This window comes from Clostridia bacterium (assembly GCA_017405765.1).
In the GTDB taxonomy this organism is placed as follows: domain Bacteria; phylum Bacillota; class Clostridia; order Oscillospirales; family RGIG577; genus RGIG577.
Genome location: JAFQZS010000009.1, coordinates 1 through 20,371 on the forward strand (window position 1 = coordinate 1; position 20,371 = coordinate 20,371).

Consider the following 20,371-nt stretch of genomic DNA (forward strand, 5'->3'; position numbering starts at 1 on the left):
GCCGCCGCCCTTGACATGCATTCCGTTCCCGCTTATACTGCAAGAAAGGGAGGCCGGAATAATCCGCCCTCCCGCAATATATTATTTTTGCTCTGTTTTACACCATGCTTCGGACTTTACACAAATTTTGGGACAGACCCTACCGGTACGCAGTTATTCAAAAAAGTCCGAGCTTAACCGCGAGAGCAACCGAATACTTTCCTTGACGGCACGCCGCTTTTTCGGTCGTGTCTGTTGTGCTTTGATATTTTTACTGCGTTTTCAACAGAATACACGTTCTTCTCAAACTACCTTACATATTTTGAGGGGCTGTAGCGATTTTTTATTTCGCTACAGCCCCTTTCGCTAGGTCTATGTTTTCTGCGTATCAGCATTTTGCAGTATATTGTTCAAACTGTCCGAAAGCAAGTTGCTCTTTTTTTCTTGAATCGTTTCTATCACTCCATGTCACAAATAGGAACTTATCAAATTCATAAAAATCCGTTTCTCTGTAAGGATATTGTCGTGCATAATTCCCGATATTCGTTATAAGTCCTGTATTTACAGATCTTAATTCATAATCTTTATATTTCAAAGATGGATTTAAGCGTTTATAAACCGCAAAGTTAAATGCATCATCCATTTTAATATGATTTAAAATGGATGGCTTTTTGTTCGCGTAATCTACAAATAACGCAAGATTGATGGCACAAAGTGCAAACGCTTCATCATGGACTCTTTTTGAATAATAAGCGACGCCGTCATATCCCAATTTTTTGCATGCCATCATAATTGATTGAGAAATAACATATTCAGATTTAAATGTTCTTTCTGCTTCTGTTACTCTGTAAGAAGTTGCAATTGACAGCATGATTAGCTTTAGCCAACAATGAACCCTATTTTCTTCAAATTCATTGAGCCTCGTAAAATCTCGTATCATAACAGCTAAATTAAGTATTTTCTGTTGGCCTTCAAGAACAACGGGAGACACATTGAAACTTGTTTCTGCCGGAAATCCAGTTTCGATCCAACATCCATAAGATGAATTTGCCAAATAAAAACTTGGATTACCTGGGATGCTGAACCTGTAATTTCCAGTCTTTGCGCGCATCTCTTCCGGAAGGAATAGCATTTCTTTTGCAGAATATGTTTGGGACGGATTCCCCAATCTACATCTAAATAGTTGAAGTTCTTTATTATGAGGTCCGTAAAATGCAAAACTTTGGTTAAGCTTACTGACCGCGAATGGATTTTCACCTACATCTTTTATCAAGTTTTTTATAATAATATTGCATTTTGCTATGTCTGCTCTGTAATAGCAATTAATCGCTTCAATTATTTTATCTTTGTATTTTTTTATTATTCTAATGCTTTCTTCATCTGCTCCGGCTTTAATGGCCTGGTTCAATACAATAGAATACTTTTTAGATAACTCTTCTTTGTACTCAATATCTTTTGCAATTACAAATGGGCCATATAATTCTTTGCAGATAAAACCGTTGTTTAGCCAAAAAAGGCTCATTACCTACATCCCTTTTCCTAAAATATGTTCTTTGCATTTATTGCTCTTTTTCAGTCCATCGGCTTTTCCAAGAGATCCTCCACCGTACAGCCGACCACACGCGAGAGCTTATATATCGTCTGCGCTTGGGCTTTATCGATGTCGTTTACGCGCTGCTCGTACATTTGGATAGATCGGAGGCTGACGCCGGATATCTTCGCAAGCTCTGACTGTGACAGTCCTCGACTTTCCCGCAGCTTTTTCAATCTGCATTCCGGCAATGCCATCGCACACTTCTCATCCATCGTCTCGATGAACTTGGAGATGTCCATCTCGTGATACACCGAGTACATAGAGATAATATCGGACAGTTTCACATGCTCAAAGATATCCTTGAAGCGCTTCCCACTGTGCCACTGATACTCCGCCAGCGCCCAGCCTGACCAATACTCAGGAGAAAGCCCTTCGGCATATTTCGGCTCCGGCAGCTTTTTCTTTTTGTAGGTTGCCTCCACGACTACCCTCGCAAGTTCAATGCCGGACATTCCTGCAAGGATTGCTGGGTTACCCCGCTCGAACTGTTCAGCATACCCGGAGGAGAGAAAGATGGATGCGACCCAATCCGCTTTCAAGCCACAGTCGTTGATCAGATAATCGAAGAACTGAGACAGACGATCCTTGGCGTCACTCAAATAAGATTCTCTGTATGCGCGGGTCATCATTTGCCATCTCCTCTCTCAAAATATCCAGCACAAATATGTCGTTCCGATAGGATCTGCTTTTAGCGATCTCGGTTACATATGTCTGTCTTGCATTCGCGTCCCGTTCAAAGAACTTTGGGTAATAAACTGTTTTAGCTACCGGCTCTGCGTCAATGAAATGGATCTGCCCGAATGCCTTTTCAGACACAATAACGGTTTGCAGACTCAGTTTGCCCAGCGTCAAGGCACGGTTCAGGCTGCGCAGCGGCAAGGTGTTTTCCACGAAGGATTCTGCATACTGGAAATAGGAATCGTTTGCACGGTAACCTACGATGACGTCGTAAGCCGCGGTGTCGATTGCGAAATGCTCGATCAAATACTCTCTGGCGTCAATGGCAATCGGAGAGCGAAGGCGGAAGGTTCTGTTTTTCAGCAGAATGGCGATCCAGTTCAGAACAGTATGGTTACCGTCGGACAGATTCAAGACACGGAGCCCATCCATATCTAACTCATAACGATTTACAAAACCGTCCTTTTGATTCTTACATGCCCATTCCTTTGCCATATCCTCGATCCGGGTGCAATAGAAACCCAGCCCGTAGTCATTATGAGTATTCCCCTGTGACAGTTCCGGAGTTTCAACGATTTGATTACTTCCATGAAACAACATGATCTTCTCCAAAGCAGACCACTCCTATCATTGGGATGATACGTCTGAATTATATCATTCCAATGATAGTTTGTCAACTGCCGCCGGAAAAACGTAATTGTTTTTCTTCGCTGCTATGGCGCAGGCTTTGAGGCTACAACATTTCGATGTCGTTCCCTCGCCTTTTTTCAGACGGTTTCGGATAAGGAGCAAATCTGCTTGTTTTCATCGTTTCTTTCTGAACTGATCGCTTGATTTGAAATTATAAATCGGTTTGATTTGCTTTTCAATTTTCACAGTTTCACCGATCGCGTTGATAATACTGTCAGGATCCTTATACGCCATAGGGCATTCGTCCAGAGTGTCGGAATCAACAGATGTTGTGAATATACCTTCCATCTCCTTTTTGAAGGCAGACACGGTGAAACGTTCCTCGGCTTCTTTTCTGCTGAAAAGGCGACCTGCTCCGTGCGGCGCGCTTTGATTCCATTCGTCATTTCCAAGCCCGGTGCAGATAAGCGACCCGTCGCGCATATTGAGCGGGATCAGGAGCCTTTCGCCCGCCTTTGCAGATACGGCCCCCTTACGCAAGATCATATTGTCCATATCGATATAATTGTGTACTGTCGTAAAGAAATCCTCTTCATGCAGCTTCATTTTGTCAATGATCTCTTCGCGGATGATCCGTCTGTTCAAAGCGGCGAAACGCTGCATAAATTCCATATCGTGCAGATAATCATCCCGCTCCTTATCCGCAAGGTATGCTAATTCATAAGGTACTTCCGTCTGACTTTTTCCGCCGAGTGAACAGTACGCCCTTTTCTGATAGTGTTGGGCAACTTGGAGTCCGGGATTCCGGCTGCCGGTGTGGATCACAAGATACAAGTTTTCTTCCGTGTCACGGTCAATTTCAATGAAATGATTGCCTCCTCCAAGCGTGCCTAGACTTTCTTTTATGCGACGTTTGTCCAGTTTCGGAAGACACAACAATTCTTCAAGATCTATCCGCCCGTGTCCTCGATGCGGCCTTGCCCGAACGTCTCTGCCGTGAGGAATGTTTTGCCGGATAAATGAATCAAGTTTTGGAAGATCGATGCGCTTTTCTTCCAGCTTTACAACATCCATCCCGCAGCCAATATCAACGCCGACGATATTCGGCACTACGTATTCTCCTACAGTCATCGTCGTGCCGATGGTGCACCCTGCCCCGGCATGAACATCTGGCATGACCCGTATCTTTGCGCCTTTGACGAACGGCTGATCGCACATGGCCTTTATCTGACCTTCCGCTGAGGATTCAATTTCTTCTGTAAATACTTTTGCAGTTGCATACGCTCCCTGTATTTCAAACATAGTATTCCTCCGTGATCTGAAACATTGGCTCAGTTTATATAGTTTTACGCTCTCGGTTATCGTGTAAAATCAAATATCTGCGTCCCTACTTATCGCTTCATTTATAATTGTGACAGTTTTTTCATCATCCCGATCATTTCCGTATATCGAAAGGTACGTTTTATAGTATTCTTTCGGGTAATGAAGCTTGTACCAAGCGAGTCGTATGTCGTTGATCATATATGCAGCTGCGTGAGCTTTCGGAAACATATATCGGATCATTCTCAAACTCTCGATATACCATTCGTGCACTCCATGCTCGAGCATATCGTTTATAATCTCCTCTGTTAAGATTTGATTTGCTCTGCCCTTGCGGGTAGCCTCCATTATTTTGAACGAAGTTTCTTTATCAAGTCCTTTCTTCATCAGATAATTCATAATGTCGTCCCGTACGGCGGCGACGTCCGATAGCGAGCAGATTCCGTTGCTTATCAATTCCTGCGCATTGTCAAGCCATACGCCCGTTCCGTGAGAGAGACCGGAAATTTTGGTAAGATCGGAAAAGTTTCTTGGTTCGCATAATTTTAACATCTGTCGAACAAACGGATCATCCGTTTCCGGAAGAGACAGCGTTCCCGTGTTGCATTCGAATTCTGCAGATGTTGCACCAAGCGCATCAAAAGAAGTATACAGGCTGTAGACGATCGGATCGTTCATTGGAATATCGCTGACTTTTACACCGGTGGTCTCCTCTAAATGATGGATCATATCAAAAACGGAATGCCCTAATATATCCATCGTAAGACAGCTGTCAAAAAGCCCATAAGCATGAAAATGTGTGGAAACTTTTTCATGTTCACTATCGCTGGCGGGATACTGAAGCGGGGTAAAATCCTCGGCGTCGAACCCGTCCGGGATTATTATTAGTGCTCCCGGGTGGCGTCCGGTGTTGCGTTTTATACCGATCAGACCTTGTGCCAACAAAGCGACTTCTTCTTCATTTATTGTTAAGTTGTGGTCTTTTATATAGAGATCGACATATTGTGTAGCGGTTTTTTCTGACATAGTAGAAATCGTACCCGCAAAAAAGACGTGGTCTCTTCCAAACATAGTGCGCAGACAGTTTTGCGCAAACGATTGATATTCTCCCGCAAAATTCAAATCGATATCCGGGACCTTATCTCCATTTAATCCTGCAAAAGTTTCAAAAGGAACGTTATGCCCGTCGCCGTTCATTTTTGAAGAGCAAATCGGGCAGGCTTTATCAGACAGATCAAAGCCCGATCCTATTGTACCGTCTGCAAAAAACTCAGTATGCTTACAGGAAGGACAAACGTAATGCGGCGCCAGAGGATTGACCTCGGTTATCCCGGCAAGAAAAGCGACAAGTGAAGAGCCGACAGAACCGCGAAATCCGACATGCCAGCCGTGCGCTTCGGAATCTTCAACCAGGCGTTTGGCAATAACATAGATAACCGAGAATCCGTTTTCAATGATTGTTTTAAGCTCATATCCAAGACGGTCGCTCACAACACCAGGTAACGGATCTCCGTAGATCCTTTTTGCACGAGAACGAACGCACGCTTGCAGTTCATCATCCGAACCGTCAATATGAGGGAGAAACATACTATTTGGAATCGGCTGTAAAACTTCTATACTATCGGCGATGCGGCTCGGATTGATCACGACTACTTCGTGTGCTTTTTTCTCCCCCAGATAAGAAAACTCGTCAAGCATCTCATCAGTTGTCCTCAAATACAACGGTGCCTGATCATCGGCGTTCTTCGCACCGCGTCCATGCATAAGAATGCGGCGATAGACTTCGTCTTCGGGGTCGCAGAAGTACACGTTTCCAGCGGCGCAAACAGGAATGTTTAATTCCTCTCCCAAGCCAACTGCAACTCGGTTGTATTCCATAAGTTGCTCTTGCGTTATCGTTCTGTCGTTTTCAAACACAGAACGGTATGTATCGATCGGTTGTATCTCTAAATAGTCGTAGTATTCTGCAATTCTGCGAAGTTCTTCCCGCGGTTTCTCATCAATCACGGCTCGAAACAGTTCTCCAGACGTGCAACACCCGATAAACAAACCGTCACGCAATTCGTTCAATTTTTCCTTTGTAACGCAGGGCGTGTTCTTGTAAAGGTTTTTAATATGCGACCACGACACCAGTTTATACAGATTCTTCAGTCCTTTTTGACTCTTAGCCAAAAGAACTGCGCAAGACTGAAAACCCGTTTCGGCGTCACGTATAATCGCTTCCATGCCGTAAATCACTTTGATTGGCGTTCCCTTATTCGCAAGCTGTTCGGCAATTCGAAATGCCTCGGGAAACGCCTGTACCACATAATTATCTGTGATGGCGACCGCTTTATGTCCAAACTCAACTGCACGACAGATCAACGCTTCGGGAGAGGATACTCCATCCATGGCTGACATTTTGGTGTGCAGATGCAGCTCGACTCTTTTTGTGTCAGCATTATCTTTTCGTTCAGTTCGGGCTTTGTAAAGACTATATTTCATTGAGGTTTCCTCCCATATCATTTTCTTGTTCCAAAATTCATAAAAACGGTCCCGGTATTACCATGACGATCCCGGCAATTATGGTTTAGCTGCTTTTTTATAACATTTCCCAATAGAAGATCCGATAAATACAAACATACCTTATTTTCGCAGCTTTTTATGATCCGGCATCACGTATTCCATCGCTTTTATGCTCCTGATTTGCGGCTAAATATATAATACCATATAAAATGCACCATTTTTGGTTCCTGATATAAGCTTTAATATTGATAAAGCTCATATTGTCATGTTAAAATGAAAGCAGCGCCGCAGTGGAGGTTATTATGCTTAATTTTTCCAAATCCAAATATTGCGGTCTTTGGCAATGCCCGAAGATCGCATGGCTCCAAAAGTATAAGCCGGAAGAAATGCACATAGAAAGTGACGTTACGGCACGTCTTGCGGCAGGCAACGAAGTCGGCGATCTTGCTATGGGGATTTTCGGTGATTATGTTGATGTCACATCATATGAGGGAGAAAAGATCGATCTTTCCAAGATGATCGATAACACACGCATTGAAATGTTGAAAGAAACGCCTGTAATATGCGAAGCATCGTTTGCTTATGAGGGATTATACTGCGCCGTTGATATATTACGGCGGGAAAACGGCGGCTGGGCTATCTATGAAGTAAAAAGCTCTACTCATGATGACAAAGAAGTCTATTACGCCGACGTATCTTATCAAAAATATGTGTTGGAGCACTGCGGCGTAAAGGTGACCGGAACATATTTAGTATATTTGAACGGAGCGTATGTTTTTGACGGAGAACTTAGGCTTGACGAGTTGTTTCGTATAACTGACATATCTGATAATATTAAGAGCGAATGGGCTCAGATAGAAGCGAATATCAAAACCGCTCAGGTAATGTTGGAAAGTGCCGAAGAGCCTGCTCTCGATTTGTCTGTTCGCTGTAAGTCGCCTTACATGTGCAATTTCTGGGGATATTGCACACGCGATTTGCCTAAACCGTCTGTTTTCGATCTGTATAACTTATTCTTTGCAAAAAAACTTGCCTGCTACAAAGCAGGGCTCATTTCCTTTGAATCGCTGGAACGCTCCGGACGGATCAGTAATGACAAGCAAATGAGGCAAATTGATTTTGCGCTTCATAAAAGGGAAACTCATATAGACAAGCAAAACATCAAACGCTTCTTGAACGGTCTGTCATATCCCCTGTACTTTCTCGATTTTGAGACGATGCAGCCGGTCATTCCCAAATATATAGGAACGAAGCCGTATGCTCAAATTCCTTTTCAGTATTCTCTGCATTACATTGAACATGACGGCGGCGAGCTTCTGCACAAAGAGTTCCTCGCCGAGCCTGGGACCGATCCAAGGCGAGCTCTTGCAGAAAGGCTATGCGAAGATATCCCGATGAACGTATGTATCACGGCGTATAACAAAACTTTTGAATGCACACGCATCAAAGAACTTGCCGAGATCTTCCCGGATCTTTCCGAGCACTTGCTGAATATATGTGATCATATAGTCGATCTGCTTGTTCCGTTCCGGTCCGGCTGGTATTATAACCGTGCAATGGGCGGAAGTTTTTCGATCAAGAGTGTGCTTCCGGCGATTTTTCCCGATGATCCGTCGCTTGATTATCATAACCTTGAAGGCATTCATAACGGCGGTGAAGCGATGAACGCTTTCCCGGCGATGGAAGAAATGACGGCCAAAGAGCAAAAAATAACGCGCCGAAATCTGCTCAAATACTGTGAACTCGACACCTATGCAATGGTCAAGGTGTGGAAGGAATTGAGACGGGCAGCAGAATAATAAAAGTCATTACTGCTTTGATTTTGCATATCTTTGCCGCATATCCCACCTAACGATCCATTCCGCGATCCCGATCCTTCGCGATATGTAAGGACAGAGAAGAAGAGCATTTTCCTCCTTATATTTTTCAACGAGGCTATTAACGGCGGCGTTGATCCCTTTACATGAAACGCCGCCGTTTTCCTGCAATACGGATTCAAATTCATAAATCATAGTTTTCATTTAGCAATCCTTATTTGATGCATGATCAACAACTTTTGCCGATCGATTTTATGATAGTATTTTTTGATCAAGTTGACATTATCCGGCGACGGATCTTTCACTAACAACGGCTTCCCCTCATAATGCAGATCACGCATTTTCCCGAAATCATCCCAAAAGCAAACCGTATCGATAAAACGTATTGCACAGTTATCCTCGTCTGCTGCTGCGGCGGATCTTCGATTCAAATGATCCTTTAGGCACCTTTTAAACGAGCTTGTAGCTCCCATTCCATCGGTAGCACGAGCAAGCTCACTTGTGCGGTTGCATTCCTCTTTTGCTTCATACCGCTCCAAACCGTAATTCGCCCCGCTTTTTGATCCATCAAAAAAGGATATCTTATTTTCCTCCTCGCAGCGTCTCATAACTGAAGAGTAGTCGTAAGCCGCTTCTTCTACTGTCCCGTCTTTATTGACTCGAACTGCTGATATCTTTGTCGAAACGACGTTCGATTTGACCTGATATTTCAAATTATCAACGATCACTTCGGCATACAGTTTTGTACATTGACCCGCCGCGACCGGCGGGTCAATGTCATCTGTTGAGGCGTACAGCAAAAGGATCCTAACAGCTGAAGCTAACGCGTGTGAGTCACATGTTTCGATCAGCGCAACTGTTTTAGGAAGCTGCATATCAAAATGCGTGATCGATCCGAAATTATCGATCGTGAGCCGTTTGATATACATGGTCCCGGATCAGATTACGACTGGGATGACCCGGCAGCTGTGCTTGATGCGGCCGATATCTGCCGCGGTGAGGATCCCTTTTTCAGACAGTTCGGACGCAATGGATTCAAACAAATCATGGTTGACAGACAGGATCTCTTTTGTTTTTCTGTACCATCGTTCCAATTCGGACGATACCGCCTGTTCCTGTTTCGATCTGAGTTCCGAAGAATCGTCGAAACCGTTGCTGTGTAAACTGAAGCCGCATACACAGTTCTCTGTAACAAGATCCCAAACAGAACCGAATGCATGATCAAGATCGTTCGAAGACCCGACGTCAACGATCCCGTATTTCTGCTCCAATGCCGCTATGCCTCCAAGCGATCCGCAAATATGTGCATATCTGGTTTCTGTAGAATGCCTTGCATTGCTTCGATAGTATGAAGTAAATCCGCTGGACTGCCCTTCGCTGCTGTAAGCCGAGATAAGCGTCACGGTACCGGGATCCAATACTTCTGCAACGGTTGCATGGCCCGCTTCATGATACACGATACGCGCTCTTTTATCTTTTCCATTTGAAAGATCTGTTTTAGGTGCGGCAACGTTCATCACTTCATTAGGCACATCATAAACAGTATGCAGGCACGCTTTCATAAAATGCTCCATCGTTATTGCATCTGAGCGTTCAAAGCCTGCGTAAAGCCCGGCTTCATTGATGACAGTCTCCAGTTCTGCACAGGAACGGTCGTCCATGATTTTTGCAACTACGGCGGCGTCAATGTCGCCGACAAATTTCTTATTTTTTATGTAATGGTTGATGATCTTCACCGCATCTTCACCGCGAGGATTATTAACTTCGATCACACGATCAAACCGTCCGGCGCGAAGAAGCGAACGCGGCAGAGCGCGAAGACTGTTTGCAGTAGCGAGGACAAATACTTCCTTTCCCTTGATATCGTCAATACACGACTGAACGGTAACGTATTCTTCCGCATCGGGGTGACGATCGTCTCCGTTTGTGAACTTATCCATATCGTCAAGAAACACAATGGAAGGCGCTGCGGCTTTTGCATCCGTAAACGTCTTTTTAATTGCCTTGATGAAATCACCGTTGGGCTTATCTTTACGGCAGATGAAAGCCTTACGTCCGCTTTCGGCGATCACAGCGCTTGACATCAGCGTTTTTCCGACTCCGGGATCTCCGTGAAGCAGAAGTCCGCGCGGAGAAGTTACGCCCAGCTTTTTATACACTTCGTTATTTGCAAGAACGTCGCTTATCTGTATAAGTTCCCGTTTGATCGCTTCGTAGCCGATGATCTTTTCAAACTCTTTCACTTTCAAAACCTCTCTTATCATTCTTATTTCGTAGATATATTATCGTTTGTAGCGCACCTGATTTGGTGCTTAAGAAGCAAATCCTATAGTACGTTTCTTTAACTCGCTTTTTACAGCCGGGATCTCTATATCTTCATCTTTAAGGGACATAAGCGTTTTTGCGTCTACGAGATCCGGATCCATTGCGAGAATTCGGTTTGCCTGATTCATTTTAGATATTTCAAGCAGATTTCTGACGAATCTTCCGTTGCCGAAATCCGTCCTTGTTCTTGCGCTTTCAAACACGACCGACAACTTTTCAATCGCCTTGTCTGTTAAAGTAATTCCTTTTGATCTTCCTATCATCTTTGCTATCTCGCACAGTTCTTCTGTAGTGTAATCCGCGAAGGGCACATGGAAGGCAATGCGTGAACGCAAACCGGGATTCTTATTCAGAAACGACTCCATTTCATCGGGATAACCTGCAAAGATCACAACAAGATCCTCCCTGCGGTTTTCCATTTCCTGAACGATGGTATTGATCGCTTCATCACCGAACAATCCGGCGCGGCCATCCACAAGCGAATACGCCTCGTCAATAAACAGTACGCCGCCCATCGCCGCTTTGAATTTGTCTTTTACGATCTGTGCCGTCCAGCCGACGTATTTTCCGACGAGATCGCTTCTGCCCACCTCAACGAGCTGACCTTTGGAAAGCAATCCGTTTTCCTTCATGATACGGGCAAAAAGCCGCGCGACAGTCGTTTTGGCAGTCCCGGGATTCCCGGTGAACACCATATGCATTGACGGACGATCCTGCTTGACGCCTTTATCCTTATATATCCGTTGAAGCTTGTAATAATTCAACGCTTTGCCTATGACGGCTTTTGCGTCTGCAAGGCCGATCATCTCGTTAAGGTCGTCATACGCTGTACCGCGAGCGACTTCCTTTATCGTTTCTTTACGGCAAACCTGAATATCTTTATACTGCGGGAAAACGGACGTCTTCATTTTATCGTTGTACCATTCGTTGAACATGGCGCGAAGTTCATCAGGCAAATACTGTTTTTCGGGTTCCAAATCTTTATACAGCTTCTTGTCAGGTCTTATGTGGTTATCCCCGCAAAGCATTTTCAAATATTCTGTTGATTTTTCAATGTCGGCAAGATCCTCTTTGATCTCCACGATTCCAATGGAACCGAGGTTTTCACAGAATAGTTTTTTTACCTTTTCGCAGGTGCGCGGCAAGCAGAATATTGTCAACACCTGATTGCGGTATTTCATCATTGTTTCGCAAAGAGCCAAGATTGTTTCCATCTCGCTGTTTGCGTAATCGTCGTCATCGGAATCATCTTTTGCCATATAACGAACCAGGATCGCACCTCCAATACAGCTCTTATACAGAGCATCATATACGATGTGCGAAAAATTCCGCCCCGGAAAAAAATCAATGAAGCAATAACGGCGACTCTTGATACGATCATTGTCATACAGTGCCTGAAGAAGTGTGTGCGATAACTCTTTGCGAGTATCCCGGTCGTCGGTTTCAATCATATAATGCACAGGATGACCAAAAGCTTTAGTATTTGTCTTTTTGGAGTAGATCCTGTCAAGCTCCGGGCGCAATGTTTCTTCCGCAAGGAGCTTTCTTGAAGATTCATACAACGAGGATCTATCCGTTACCTCGCCGAGCAGGTTTTCACCATATTCGATTCCATAATTATATCCGCTGATCTTATCAAGATCAAAACGCTCAAGAACATCATCATCGTCCTCGATATAATTGCAGCGGTCTGCGCTACTGAGAAGATTCTTCATGGAAGAAAAGGTGATCTCATATACATCCAGGTCCTTGGCGATAATACCGAGATATTTGAAATAAGAACGCGCCAACTTTTTGGCATCGATCGACGAAGGGGAAATGATCCCACATGTGATCTCATTGAGACCGAGATTGGAAATAAAGCAGTATGTCCCTTTTTTGTATCGCTCATTGTAATCTTCGCTTTTTCCCGCAATTTGTCTTGTTCGTTCTTCTTTTACTCTTCGATCATTGTTTCCTTCCACCCATTTTTCATCGCCAAGCATTGCGGTGGCTTTATAAAACAACATATTATTACCTCCCTGTCTCATCGTGTATTTCATCTTACGGTATAATGATACCGTAAGTAATGCACCAAAATCGGGAGGTAATGATTTTAAGAAAAAGCAATTTGTCAGACGGTGATTCTTGCTATTTTTCCCCAAGGCGGATTGACTTCTTCATTGTTTAACAGCCACAACACTGGGATCCCCATAGACAGTTTTTCCTTCGGAAACGGCGCAAAACCGTCTGTCAGAATTATGATACTTGCCGGGAGCTTATCCTGCATATGTTTGTGGACGTACTCAAAAATTATTTGAAAGTCCGTTCCTCCGCCGCCTGCAGGCTTTATGATTTTAAACTCTTCAAGTGATGTAAAAGGTTTTGGTTCAATAATTGCCGCATCAAAGAACCCAAGCCACCCTTTCAGTTTACCGTCAAACTGATCGATAGCTCCTTTAACTTCTGAATACGCAGCAGTAATCATATCGTCAGACATACTTCCGGATGTATCAATCATAAACAGAATATCTTCAACCAGATCGTCTTTGTCATTAAAGTCGGGCAAGAAAAATGGGCTCTCGTCGAAACGTCTGTCGGGCGGAGTAAAAGAGTAGTCCACAATTTCTTCCTGAACAAAATCGTTCAATATCATACGCCAATCTGTTTGAGGTTTGCGTAATTCTTTGAATAATCGTTCCGCGAACAACGGGAGAAGGCCTCTTTGATTAGACGGATCGCGAATAGATATCGCTTCACAAGCATCTTCAAAACGTTTGACCCAAACGTCTCTGAGGGTATCGTCTTCTTTCTCCATTCCCCAACGAGTGTGATCATCCCAAACTGCCGGAGCATCTGTTTTCTTGTCTTGTTTTTGTTTTGCTCGCCCCAAAGCACTGGGGGGTGCGTCTCCTTCTTCGGCTCCTTTTGCGTCTCCTTCTTCATCTCCTTCTTCGGCATAGCCTCCCGACTCGCCCAAGGTTCCAATCAAAGCAGGTTTTGGTTTCCTGTTTTTGGGAGGCGGCGGAAGCATTCCGTAGATCTGTTCTGCAGTGTACTCATATCCTTCTTTCCCATCTGGAGCTACGTGCATGGATTCCCCATATTTTTTCAGAGTGATCGCCTTTCGATTCATATTATTTGACAACAGAATATTTGAGTTGACAACGATATCACAGGCAATGTTAAATTGTTCGTTATCACGATTTCCTTGACGCATACAGTGTTGCAAAACGACGTGAAGTATCTCATGCATCATAATGAAATCAAGTTCCGAATCACTGAGTTCGTCCAGAAACTTCGGTCCGAAGAATATCCGGCGTCCGTCTGTGGCGGCTGTTTCACAGTTTTCATCAATCGAATAAATCATGTGCATTAACAGCAAGCCGTAGAAGCCATTGTTTATGAGCAGGCGCATGCGCGACATCAGGAGTCGCTTCATATATTCTTTTTTCTTTTCATCTGACAGAACCATTCATCAAACTCCCTTTTGTCTGCAGCCATTTACTGAACTCCGGAATAGTCATCAATGTCTGCTTGAAGTCTTTTTCGATGTACATATAGTCTTTAAGCAGAACCGCGCTGAAATCCGGGGGCATTTTGTCTGCGTAACGAATTGAATTGGCGATCCGCCCAATATTATCTTTATGAGCACGCGCATAACAAGTCATTGAAGCGGTCAGGGCGTACATAGCGTCTGTATTTTGAGGCATCTTTGGCATTTTCCCGTCGAATATATCTTCAATTGACGGCAAATCATCACTGCCTGGATCAAATCCCATAAGATAATTCTGCCTGAATGATAGAAATCCGATCACTTTATCATTGATACTGGAAGTAATTGCCCACTCTTTCCACGATTTGAAGCTTCCTTCAACTTCAATATGCATAAGACGGTTTGCCAGAGCTTTCGGCATTTTGAATGCAACCGATTTGTCTGTTGTACGGTTACCGGCTGCGATAACGATGCAATTGTCCGGGAGCTTATGTTCTCCGACAATTCGATCCAGCGTTATCTGATATGCGGCGGCTTGAACAGACTGAGGCGCAGCAGAGATTTCATCAAGGAACAAGATATTTACCAAATTGTCCGATGGATCCATCTGAAAGATCTGCGGTTTCAGCCAAACTGCAAGTGTTTTATCCGCATTTGAAGTGGGGATACCTCTAAGATCTATCGGGTTAAACAGAAGAAGTCTTACGTCGGTTACGTGAACGTCTTTCTTTGTGGCGTTTTTAATCTCTTTGGCTATCTGTCTGACAGCCTGAGATTTACCTACGCCCGGAGGGCCCCAAAGCATAACGGAGGGCATGGTTTTGATGGGTAATCCGTTGTTGATGACGGTGCTGTAGGCGTGACTTAGTTTATTGACCATTTTTCCAACTGTCATTGAGGGTATATTCGTTAGTTTAACGTCGCTCATTTTTTGTTCACTCCCAACTTCTTATCAAGTTCTTCAACTTTTTTCTTATAGGTTTCAATCTTGTCTGCGTAGCTCTCGTCTTTAGCCAACTCAAACCGTATATCGCGTTCTTTTTCTTTCAACTTTTCAAGATTCATCTTCAGTTTGATCAGGTGCTCTTCGAGAGAATCCAGATAATTGTCAATACGTATCAGATTACCTATATCCGTATCTCCGAGTTCAACGTAGTATTTTCCGCTCCTTTTAAGCCAAACATATGGCTTTTCACTTGTCATGTTTGCGGGAAGGACAATATCAAATCCCCAATATGACATAAGTGTTTTTTCTTTTGTCTCCAGCATGTTATCCTTAATCGCAGTACCGATAAACTCACGAAGAAGCTTTCGTTTTTCCGCCTCCTCTTTTTTCAACTTGTTGTCTTCAACAGGAGGATTGAACTTCTTCCATTCCGCGTAATATGCAATATCCAAACCGCAGTTTTCTATAAGCTTGATTTGGTTTTCTATTTGACCGGGGATCCCAAGCAACTCTTTTTCAAGCCGGATCCTCGACTCGACAAGTTTGCGTTGAAGAGTCAAGTATCGGGTCAATTCGTTAGCGGCTTCAACACGTTGTTTTACAAGCGGATCACCTACGGCAAGCGCCTTTACTTCTGCATAATCAAGGACTGTATCTTCAATTTCAGCACCGCTTCGCTCGGTAAGCGATCCGGAAAGCAATCCGGAAATAAAGCGCTGCTTCGTTTCAAGAAGCTGCCATGAATATGCGTCAAAGCTTCCTACCGTGATATAACGGTAGATATAAACCTTTCCGCATGTATTTCCCTGACGAAGGATCCTTCCTTCACGCTGCGTCATATCTGCCGGTCTCCACGGAACATCAATGTGATGCAGCGCAATAAGGCGCTCCTGAATGTTGACGCCGAGCCCCAGTTTGAACGTTGAACCGATCAAGACTCTGATATCGCCGCTTCTGACCTTTGCAAAAAGCAGAGATCTTTTTACTTCGGTTTCTGCATCGTGGACAAAGGCAATCTTGTCAGCCGGTACGCCAAGCAGAACAAGCCTGTCTCTCAACTCAGAATAGATATTAAATCCGGTCTTTGGTGTTGAAGTATCGCAGAAAATGATTTGAGCGCTCTTATTTGCATAGGTCTTGAAATATATGTCCGCTACGTTTTCGGAGCAACGAGCGACCTTTGACAGATAGGTAAACGTCGCCGAAGAATCGACAAGTCTTAAGTCCAATGCCGCCTTTCTGCCGTCGGTAGTGATCTTCAGCATATTGTCTTCTTTCCTGCTCACTCGCCCTCGCCTTACGTCATCCGCCCTTGTAGATATATCTGCCAGATAAGCAGCAAATGCCGGAGTCTTCGAGACAAGTGCATCGTTGTATCCGTCAAATGCAGGAATACCTGCTGATTCATCAACCTGATGAAAATCGGCAATTGATGAAAGCAGAGATGCAAGTTCGGGAAGGTTATGAAACTTTACAAATCGTGTTGCAAGACGATAAGTACTTGTGTCCACGTCAATTTCAAATTCTGTAACTCTCTCAGCGAACATTCCGATCCAGCTGTCAAAGCTTTGCAAATCAAGCATTCCAAGCTCACCGCTCTGAAGATACTGCTGCATGATATATGCGTCGGTGATGGAGTTGCTAATAGGTGTTCCGGTGGCAAGCACAACGCCCTTGCCATCATTCTTTTTCTGCACCATATGAACTTTGTCCATCATATCCCGGCATCGTTTAGAACCGGTGCTGTTTATGCCGAGAACATTATTCGCTTTCGTTTCAAGCGGAACATTTTTGAAATTGTGCGCTTCGTCAATGAACAGTCGTGTAATTCCAAGTTCGTCAAAATAGACGGCGTCGTACATATCATCAATGGCAATAGCAATTTCCGAAAGCGCTTTATTGATAGCTTCTTGCTTTTTCTTCAGCTTTGACGTAGCTTTGCCTTTTTGGTTTAACACATTTGCCACGTTCTCTTTTTTTGCTTCTAACTCTTCATGATAATAGTCCTTTGAGAGAGGTATCTTTTCAAAGCAACTGTAAGCCATGATTATACCGTCATAATCAAGATCTCTTATTTGTTTAAGTACGTTTTCACGCTTTTGCGGTGTAAAAGTTTTAGGATCAACACAGAGCAGTTTTGCATTCGGGTACATCAGCGTAAAAGTATTCCGCCACTGACCGACGATATTGTTGGGTACTACATACAGGTTTTTCTTTGATAGCCCCATTCTGCGCATTTCCTGTCCTGCCGCTATCATGACATAAGTCTTTCCGGCGCCCACATCGTGAGCCAGAAGGGTGTTAGGTGTAATATGATGCGTGCGACCGCGTCTTTCTGATAAGGATACAACTGCACAGCAGGCGACATGCCCGGAAACTCAAGGAATGAACCATCAAATAGTCTTCTTCGGACACAACTGAAATTGTTTTCAAAAATGATTTCAAGTCTTTCTTTTCTTGCGTCGTCTTCCCAAACCCATTTTTGAAACTCTTTTATGAGTTTCTGTTGCTTTTCAATTGCCGCCACCGTCTCTGCTTTGTTGATAACTCGCTTTTTACCGGAGTTGTTGGTAGGGCAACTTATTTCGTCGGTAACAGCGACGCTTTTCATGTTAAGAGTTTTTTCGAGGATATGAAGAGCTTCCATTTTGTCGGTTCCATATGTTTTTCTGACGCCGACACTGTGATTGTATCTTGATTTGCACGGTATTTCCCAAGTTCCGGTGATCTCATCATGTATTGTTTTCCACGATCCTGTTATTTCATCTTTATTGTAACAACTCCAACCGTGCTTGAATGGATCTCCGAACAAATGAAGTATAAAATCATCAATAATATCAGCCGGAACCCAAGGAGATCCGAGCGTGATATAAATATCCTTCGTTGCAACTGTAGGGGGAAGGAGCTTCTCAATTGCTTTTATATTGTCGGAAAAATATCCGTTATACTCTTTATTTGCCTCTTTTGCGGATTTCCACTTCCGCATAAGATTTCCGGACAGGTATTCTTCCGCAGTTTCCCATCCCTTATAGAAATACTCACCCCACGTATCCGGATTTTGATAGATTGCCCCTTTGAGAGTGCTGATAACAGTCTTATAGTCTGAACCTGTAATCGAAGAAATGTATTCAATATCTACTTTTCCGAGTGTGGTCAGACTGATTATCAAAGCATCAGGAATACTGTCCGTGTGTACGCCTTGCGCACGGACATCCGAATTAAACACGTTATTCCAGTCCAAAGGAAGGTCCATGCAGGTTACTTCCTGTATATGGGCTTCTTTGAGTTCTTTTTCTTCGCGTGCTTTACGTTCAGCTTCCTCGCGTTCACGCTTTTCTTTTTCCTTCTTCTCTCGACATTTGGCACGAGACTGCCATTCTTGAAGCTTTCCGATTGCGGCTTCGAGTTCATCACTCGAAAAATCAGCCCCAGCTGCACTAGACATTTTCAAAATATCAAATATACTGAGTTGTTCAAACTTGTTATCCGACTTATTGTCACTCATATATAGCCTCCCTGCCCGTACTGATAATAATTTAACTTATGGCATGTACCAAATATGGGAGGTTGCCTTTGAGCATTAAAAAAGGACCGTGAAATCACGATCCTTTTTTGGGTTGTCGGAGTTTTAGTATGAGACGGTTCTGATATTACGTCAGGTTTAAACAAAATAACAAATTGAAGTGAGTTCTTTTTCAACATCCGCATATGCTATTTTGTTCTTCTTGGTGCCATCCGAGAATACAAACCTAAAACAATTGTCATCTTCGCACATTACCTTAATGCGCTCTTTATCATCCTTTATTCTCTGTACACTCCTTGTTAGAGTTGTTATTTATCTGTTCTGCTTTTCCCCAATGTCGGTATCAGACCTCTTCTTATACTTCTCCGAACCGTTCTCCAAAGCCTCTCTCATTCGGTCGCGCAGAGATTCCGGCGAAACGATCTCAACATGATCGATATACTGCATAGCCCAGTGTTCCATTGCCATTGGGCTGACTTTTACCGAAACCTTAAGCTGCTTTTCTCCATGTTTACTAATACGGATATCCTTGCCAAACCAGTCGATGATCTGATCGATGATGTAGTCTTGTGCGATAAATTCGACCCGTTCCGGTTTGTCGGTGTACATATAAGGGAGTGCTGTTGCCAATTCTTTATAATTGATACCGTTTTCATGTCCTTCAACCGAAGTGATCGGAACGAGTTTATCCTCGGTTATGGTCATATTGGTGATCCGATCGAGGCGGTAATAGGCCATGTTTTTCCAATATTCATTGCGTGCCATAAGATAGTAGCGCTGATTATGCAAAATAAGCTGATAGGGGCTTGCGTGGTGCGTCCTAGTCTTATGCAGTTTTTTATCTGTGCCGTATTTGTTGTAGTCAAAGCGTATTTGCCGTTTTTGTTCTATGGCTTCATCGATGATCTCAATATTATAGAAAAGCGCCTGATTCTCGGTTTTATCCCAATCGTTTACCTTATGAATGTGCTTTACATGCGATCTGAAATACATGCTTGAAAGAGAACAAAGCTTATCGATAAGATCTTTGGAATACTTCGGTGCAATATGTTTGCTTGAAAGCACACCGTCAATAAGGATGCGAAGCTCGGCGTCGGTAAAATCTCGTTCATCAAGATAACTGCCGGCGCGTCTTGACTCAATTTCAAACCCGGCTTCCCTAAGCAATGAGATATTCCTGCTTATTGCTTTCCTTTCGATAACAATGCCGTAGTCGCTGTTAAGATAATGTGCAATATCCGCTTGCTTCAGCGGATGATCGTAATCGCTGTATGTCTTAAATATCTGCAGCATGCGTATCAACGCAAGTTTTTTCGGCTCTAAACTCTCCATGTTGAACCTCCAAATTTATTTTATGCTTGTTATTGTACTATATTTGGTGCATAAAATCAAGATATGGTTATTAAATTATGTTCCGTTTTTGTCGCAAAAGCTAAGATGAATAATATTTATTCCATCAAAATGACAGTATAAACTGTCACTATAGGCTGCAGCGAAACAGTCCCTAAAAAGCAAGAGACCGAGGCGGCTGAAGACAGTCGCCTCGGTTTCTCGTTTGTGGTAAAATATTAGTGTGAAA

At 43.6% G+C, this 20,371-nt stretch carries 13 protein-coding genes and 1 pseudogene; 1 reads left to right on the plus strand and 13 read right to left on the minus strand.

The window, feature by feature from the left end; translation table 11 throughout:
* Nucleotides 1-367: 367 nt before the first annotated feature.
* The 5 genes from IJG50_02180 to IJG50_02200 all read right to left on the minus strand — a co-directional run bounded on the left by IJG50_02180 (nt 368) and on the right by IJG50_02200 (nt 6,685).
* A complete protein-coding gene (locus tag IJG50_02180; GenBank protein ID MBQ3378655.1) occupies nt 368-1,501 on the minus strand; it encodes an RES domain-containing protein in 1,134 nt (377 codons plus the stop codon).
* A 50-nt stretch (nt 1,502-1,551) separates the two neighbouring features.
* Nucleotides 1,552-2,199, minus strand: a complete 648-nt coding sequence (locus IJG50_02185) for a helix-turn-helix transcriptional regulator (GenBank protein ID MBQ3378656.1) — start codon at nt 2,197-2,199, stop codon at nt 1,552-1,554.
* Nucleotides 2,165-2,863, minus strand: coding sequence for a DUF3990 domain-containing protein (locus tag IJG50_02190; protein MBQ3378657.1), 699 nt, complete (start codon nt 2,861-2,863; stop codon nt 2,165-2,167). The genes IJG50_02185 and IJG50_02190 overlap by 35 nt, the downstream gene beginning before the upstream one ends.
* 192 nt (nt 2,864-3,055) lie before the next feature.
* Nucleotides 3,056-4,183 carry an RtcB family protein gene (locus IJG50_02195; protein MBQ3378658.1) on the minus strand — a complete coding sequence of 376 codons (1,128 nt, stop codon included), beginning with the start codon at nt 4,181-4,183 and terminating at the stop codon, nt 3,056-3,058.
* A gap of 69 nt (nt 4,184-4,252) precedes the next feature.
* Nucleotides 4,253-6,685 (minus strand): PolC-type DNA polymerase III, encoded by a 2,433-nt coding sequence (locus tag IJG50_02200; protein MBQ3378659.1) that lies wholly within the window; start codon nt 6,683-6,685, stop codon nt 4,253-4,255.
* Nucleotides 6,686-7,008: 323 nt separating this feature from the next.
* Between IJG50_02200 and IJG50_02205 the strand changes: the two genes are divergently transcribed.
* A complete protein-coding gene (locus tag IJG50_02205) occupies nt 7,009-8,505 on the plus strand; it encodes a DUF2779 domain-containing protein (protein ID MBQ3378660.1) in 1,497 nt (498 codons plus the stop codon).
* Nucleotides 8,506-8,514: 9 nt separating this feature from the next.
* Here the strand turns inward: IJG50_02205 and IJG50_02210 are convergent, their stop codons facing one another.
* From IJG50_02210 to IJG50_02245, 8 genes and pseudogenes are all read right to left on the minus strand, one after another.
* Nucleotides 8,515-8,727, minus strand: a complete 213-nt coding sequence (locus IJG50_02210) for a hypothetical protein (GenBank protein MBQ3378661.1) — start codon at nt 8,725-8,727, stop codon at nt 8,515-8,517.
* Complete coding sequence (locus IJG50_02215) at nt 8,724-9,452, minus strand: hypothetical protein (GenBank protein MBQ3378662.1); 729 nt, start codon at nt 9,450-9,452, stop codon at nt 8,724-8,726. The genes IJG50_02210 and IJG50_02215 overlap by 4 nt, the downstream gene beginning before the upstream one ends.
* Before the next feature lie 9 nt (nt 9,453-9,461).
* The gene (locus tag IJG50_02220) at nt 9,462-10,766 is read right to left on the minus strand and encodes an AAA family ATPase (GenBank protein MBQ3378663.1); all 1,305 of its coding nucleotides are present in this window, start codon (nt 10,764-10,766) and stop codon (nt 9,462-9,464) included.
* Between the two features lie 69 nt (nt 10,767-10,835).
* A complete protein-coding gene (locus IJG50_02225; protein MBQ3378664.1) occupies nt 10,836-12,992 on the minus strand; it encodes an AAA family ATPase in 2,157 nt (718 codons plus the stop codon).
* Nucleotides 12,962-14,302, minus strand: a complete 1,341-nt coding sequence (locus IJG50_02230) for a hypothetical protein (GenBank protein ID MBQ3378665.1) — start codon at nt 14,300-14,302, stop codon at nt 12,962-12,964. The genes IJG50_02225 and IJG50_02230 overlap by 31 nt, the downstream gene beginning before the upstream one ends.
* A complete protein-coding gene (locus tag IJG50_02235) occupies nt 14,286-15,251 on the minus strand; it encodes an AAA family ATPase (protein ID MBQ3378666.1) in 966 nt (321 codons plus the stop codon). The genes IJG50_02230 and IJG50_02235 overlap by 17 nt, the downstream gene beginning before the upstream one ends.
* Nucleotides 15,248-18,774 (minus strand): annotated as a pseudogene (locus IJG50_02240) (DEAD/DEAH box helicase family protein). The gene IJG50_02235 and the pseudogene IJG50_02240 overlap by 4 nt, the downstream one beginning before the upstream one ends.
* Before the next feature lie 330 nt (nt 18,775-19,104).
* Complete coding sequence (locus tag IJG50_02245; protein ID MBQ3378667.1) at nt 19,105-20,124, minus strand: WYL domain-containing protein; 1,020 nt, start codon at nt 20,122-20,124, stop codon at nt 19,105-19,107.
* Nucleotides 20,125-20,371 lie beyond the last annotated feature (247 nt).